The organism is Actinomycetota bacterium (assembly GCA_040755895.1).
Taxonomy (GTDB): Bacteria; Actinomycetota; Aquicultoria; order Subteraquimicrobiales; family Subteraquimicrobiaceae; genus Subteraquimicrobium.
On record JBFMAG010000059.1, the window covers coordinates 1 to 4,246 of the forward strand.

Sequence of the window (4,246 nt, forward strand, 5' to 3'; positions counted from 1 at the left end):
GCTCCCAAGGAAATGAGATATTTCAGGATTTCATGAGAGATTAAAACCAGGATTTTTACTTGAAGCTTTCTTCTCCGCCTGGAGATCGTCGAAAAGTGAGGGGTTCTTGTCTTAAGTCCACAAGCCTTCCTCAAGTCTTTGTCCCACTTTAAGCAACGGGCAATGCTCCTTGTATGGCGCAAGTTTTTATCAAAACGCTTAACCAATTCTATCTTTAGAATCTGAGCATCGGTGTAGGCTCTCGGCCTTTTGCTACAATCAGCTTGTTCATCCTCCCTTGCTTGGTTTGGTTGGTTTTCGCTAAACCAAATCCTACCATGCTTTGGGGGATGAACCATTATTTACTTTTCAAGGAACTATTTTTGAAACACCCTAGAAACATAATAAATCGTATAATCGTAGAAGGTTATGAGCAATAAGTGCACACTGGGCCAGGATATGTCAGTTATTCGAATCTTAATCAATAGGTGGGAATTGACTCTATCACTTACACTTGCATTTTTAGCTGGAACTATGCTTGGATTAATACTTTTGGCAGTTAATAAAGATAGAGCACTAAAGCTTGGTGAAAATCTGGATAAATCTAGGAAGTCCGTAGTAAAGATAATCTTTGAAATCCTGGGAAAACCCCATGGAGCCTTCAAGGCTGTTTTGTGCATCTTGTCATAAATCTGATAGGCGGTGCCGGTTTTTGGGCTTCGCTTGGTGGAATCTTGATGGGTCCCCCATTTCTCTGGCTGGCTTTGTTAGGTCTTCTTGTAGTACTGGTTGTGGCAAGATACCAGGAAAGACTACCAATTGCCGTTCCTGTGGTTCCCTTTGAAATAGGTGCATTCATAGTTGCATCTACTGGAGGAGTGAATATGGGGATAAATATATTCTTTGGTGGAGATGTAGGATTAGCAGTGAGAGAATGGGCAGTCCTCTTTTACACTTTGGTTATTCCCTTGCAGTTCATTGGAGCATTTTTTGAAGGAGTTATGGCTCATCGAGTTTACATGGTGCAGCGTAAGCCATTGCCAGAGTGGTTATTGGAAGAGCAAGCAAAATAAACGTTCCTCAGTCTGCATTTATCAGCTTGTTTTCAGGGCTTGTTTGAGTTTTTCGTATGTGGCATCCAGAAGTTCGGGGATGACTTTGGTATCCCCAATCGTAGGCATGAAATTCGTGTCTCCGTTCCATCTTGGGACCACATGAATGTGGATGTGGTCTTCCACGCCTGCCCCTACCATTCTTCCCAAATTTATGCCGATATTGAACCCATCGGGCTTTATCGCCTTGGTGAGAATTTGGATGCTCTTCCTTGTGACCAGCATCAACTCTGAGAGCTCATGATCTTCAAGCCCTTGCAAATCCGGAACGTGCTTATAGGAGGCGATCATCAGGTGACCGCTGTTGTAAGGATAGATATTTAGCATAATGAAGCAGGTTTTAGCCCTATGAAGAATGTAGTTTTCCTTGTCCTTGTTTTCCTTGGGTTTATCACAAAAGATGCAACCTTTGGCTTTCTCGCTCATGATATATTTCATCCTCCACGGTCTGAAGAGATATTCCATTCGCTTTACTTTCCCCTCAGAAGTTTTTCCTCCAATTCAGCAATTTTTCTTTGCAATCTCAGCAAAATCAGAAGGCAAGCTAAGATACCGCTAAACATCGCCACGAAAATTGCCAATACTATAGGCATCCACCGTACAATGTCCCTATCCTCAATCTTCGATTCTATGGGTATCCGCAAATCCCCGCTCAAAAATTGAATCGGACCGATGTAATGGGTAGGGGTAAGCCAAGCATAACCATTGAACAGCCGGGAGACCTCTGGACTGATCTTTCTAAGCTCGTCTTTCCCCACGCGAAAAGGGGGGGTTAGTCCGGGAAATAATCGAACTTTCTCAAGGGACGAAGAATCTAATTTATCCTTGGTGACGATGAACAGCGAGAGTCTAGTATTACCCGAAGCGAGGGAGGAAATCTCCAATGGATAATAAAGAGAGTCGCTCTTAAATCTATATATTAAGGGCTTTACACTTCGGGGTTCTGGATCAACCGTTATCAGGTCAAAGACAAAGAAATTTAGTCCCTGCTCCAAATATATCGAGATCAATTCGCGCAATCTCGGTGAGTCCACCTTGTGTTTGATCTTCTTATCTTTGAGAAAATCAGCAATCCATTTCAAAAATCCTTGATAATTTCTCACCTTAACTGCGGTGAGGTCATGGGCTCCTATTCTCTTGTGGAAGATTATTTCTACATCCGGAGCTCCTGCTTTCAATCCCCGTAGTCCATAGACATCTTTCATTCGCTCGCCAATCAATTTCTCTATCCTCTCAAAGGACTCGGTAGTTCCCTCCTTTATTTGTGGTTTTGAAGGTAGAGGTAAAACTTCTAAAATAAGAGAACGTTTACTTGCGGAGACGTCCGTTGAGAGGATGAGAACCTCTTCCTCACCATTACATGCAAGGATCGCTTTTTGACCGGATTCATAAGGAGAGACATCAGAAAGAGGGATCATGCCTTTATCAGCATAGACCATCGAAGGAAACAAAAGTGAAATTAAAAGAATTAACAAGAACGGTTTAAATCTCTCCAATTTAGTCCTGTTCATGGCACTCCCTTTTAGTGTCCGACACCTCGCAAATATTTCACCAGCACTTTCGCTGCCCTCACCACATTTTACTGAACTGGTTTTTGTTGAACTTCCTTGGTACACAATTTCCAAAGGGCAATTCCATCTTCAACAAACTGCCGATTATGAATTAATTTCAACAATATTTCAAAGCCAACCAAATATGCAGTTATTTTTTCATTGGGCCAGTGAAAGGCTTATTTGGTGTCGGACACTTGGGCGTGCGGTAACCTTATTTCTTAAAACTCCGATTCCTTCGATGCGGACCTCGACGACATCTCCAACCTGCATGGAGCCAACACCCGGAGGGGTACCGGTCATGATCACATCGCCTGGAAGAAGGGTCATAACTTGGGAAATAAAACTGACCAGGTGATTGACATCGAAAATCATCCTCGAAGTGGAGGAAGATTGTCTTACTTCGCCATTGAGGAGTAATTCGATGCGCAGGTCACTTGGATCGATCTCCGTCTCAATCCAGGGACCAATGGGGGTAAAGGTGTCGAAACTTTTCGCTCTCGTCCACTGTACATCCTTACTCTGCAGGTCTCGGGCGGTAACATCATTAGAGCAGCAAAAACCGAGAATATGCTCCGGAGCTTCCTCCGGAGATAGATATCTCACTTTGCCCCCAATAACCACAGCCAGTTCAGCTTCGTAATCCATGCGTTTTGACATTCGAGGGTAAATTATGTTTTCGTCGGGACCGATGACCGATGTCGAGGGTTTCAGGAAGAGGATGGGTTCGTCCGGTAAGGGCATATTAAGTTCTTTGGCGTGGTCGACATAGTTTAATCCCACCGCGACTACCTTGGATGGCTCCACTGGGGCAAGTAGTTTAACTTCCTCAATGGGATACTCCTCACCAGTAAATTTTGGATCTTGCCCGCTATTTCCCTTTGGGAGGCGGGCTTCAAAAGGAGTACCGAAGATGGATCGGATCACATCCCTCTCTAGAATTCCAAAATTTACCTTGTGACCATACAAGAATCGCACTAATTTCATTCTCTCTGCTTACCTTGTAACCTGGCTTTCAACGCCTTTCGTAACAGTCCATATTCGATTCCGTCAACTAGAGCCTGCCAGCTGGCTTCGATGATGTTTTCGGAGACCCCCACGGTGCCCCAGGTACTTTCCCCATCCGTGCTTTCTATGAGGACGCGGACCACTGCAGCGGTTCCCTTTCTCCTATCCAGAACGCGTACTTTATAATCGGTCAGCTTTATGCGGGAAAGATCCGGATACAGGGGTTCCAACGCCCTACGTAGGGCACGATCAAGGGCATTGATTGGACCATTGCCCTCGGCTACCTCCACGATCCTTTTGCCCTTCACTCGCAACTTTACGATGGCCTGAGTCTCGAATCTTCCCGTACGCCATCTGTCGATACCCACCTCAAAGCTCTCCAGCTCGAACAGAGGTCTATAAGTCCCAATGTTCTTCAGAATGAACAGGGCAAATGACCCGTCGGCGACTTCAAAATGGTAGCCCTCGTGTTCGCGCTTCTTCAGCTTCTTTAAGATATCAGCCACCCGGTCTTTCTCCTCCGTGAGATCGATACCGAGTTCCCTAGCTTTATGTAGAAGGGTGGTTGTTCCAGATAGCTCGGAGACCAAGATGCGT

At 44.9% G+C, this 4,246-nt stretch carries 7 protein-coding genes; 2 read left to right on the forward strand and 5 right to left on the reverse strand.

The window, feature by feature from the left end; all coding sequences use genetic code 11:
* A partial coding sequence (locus tag AB1466_02810; GenBank protein ID MEW6189034.1) for a transposase occupies positions 1 to 338 on the reverse strand: 338 nt, incomplete at its 3' end.
* A gap of 70 nt (positions 339 to 408) precedes the next feature.
* Between AB1466_02810 and AB1466_02815 the strand changes: the two genes are divergently transcribed.
* Both AB1466_02815 and AB1466_02820 read left to right on the forward strand, forming a co-directional pair.
* Positions 409 to 669: a hypothetical protein gene (locus AB1466_02815; protein MEW6189035.1), complete on the forward strand. Its 261-nt coding sequence runs from the start codon at positions 409 to 411 to the stop codon at positions 667 to 669.
* Positions 654 to 1,052, forward strand: a complete 399-nt coding sequence (locus AB1466_02820) for a hypothetical protein (GenBank protein MEW6189036.1) — start codon at positions 654 to 656, stop codon at positions 1,050 to 1,052. Before AB1466_02815 ends, AB1466_02820 begins: the two co-directional genes overlap by 16 nt.
* A 21-nt stretch (positions 1,053 to 1,073) precedes the next feature.
* On the opposite strand, the gene AB1466_02825 is transcribed toward AB1466_02820, so the two are convergent.
* From AB1466_02825 to AB1466_02840, 4 genes are all read right to left on the reverse strand, one after another.
* Entirely contained in the window at positions 1,074 to 1,529 is a 456-nt protein-coding gene (locus tag AB1466_02825) for an HIT domain-containing protein (protein ID MEW6189037.1), read from the reverse strand.
* 32 nt (positions 1,530 to 1,561) lie between these two features.
* Positions 1,562 to 2,602, reverse strand: a complete 1,041-nt coding sequence (locus tag AB1466_02830; protein MEW6189038.1) for a DUF2330 domain-containing protein — start codon at positions 2,600 to 2,602, stop codon at positions 1,562 to 1,564.
* Positions 2,603 to 2,800: 198 nt separating this feature from the next.
* Positions 2,801 to 3,628, reverse strand: a complete 828-nt coding sequence (locus AB1466_02835) for a fumarylacetoacetate hydrolase family protein (protein MEW6189039.1) — start codon at positions 3,626 to 3,628, stop codon at positions 2,801 to 2,803.
* Positions 3,625 to 4,246, reverse strand: a 622-nt coding sequence (locus tag AB1466_02840; GenBank protein ID MEW6189040.1) for an alpha-isopropylmalate synthase regulatory domain-containing protein, incomplete at its 5' end; no start/stop codon positions are given. The genes AB1466_02840 and AB1466_02835, both read right to left, overlap by 4 nt.

Excerpts from the sequence above, each read along its gene's own strand:
- AB1466_02815 (MEW6189035.1), top strand. The coding sequence starts at position 409 with ATGAGCAATAAGTGCACACTGGGCCAGGATATGTCAGTTATTCGAATC.
- AB1466_02825 (MEW6189037.1), bottom strand. The coding sequence starts at position 1,529 with ATGAAATATATCATGAGCGAGAAAGCCAAAGGTTGCATCTTTTGTGAT.
- AB1466_02830 (MEW6189038.1), bottom strand. The coding sequence starts at position 2,602 with ATGAACAGGACTAAATTGGAGAGATTTAAACCGTTCTTGTTAATTCTT.
- AB1466_02835 (MEW6189039.1), bottom strand. The coding sequence starts at position 3,628 with ATGAAATTAGTGCGATTCTTGTATGGTCACAAGGTAAATTTTGGAATT.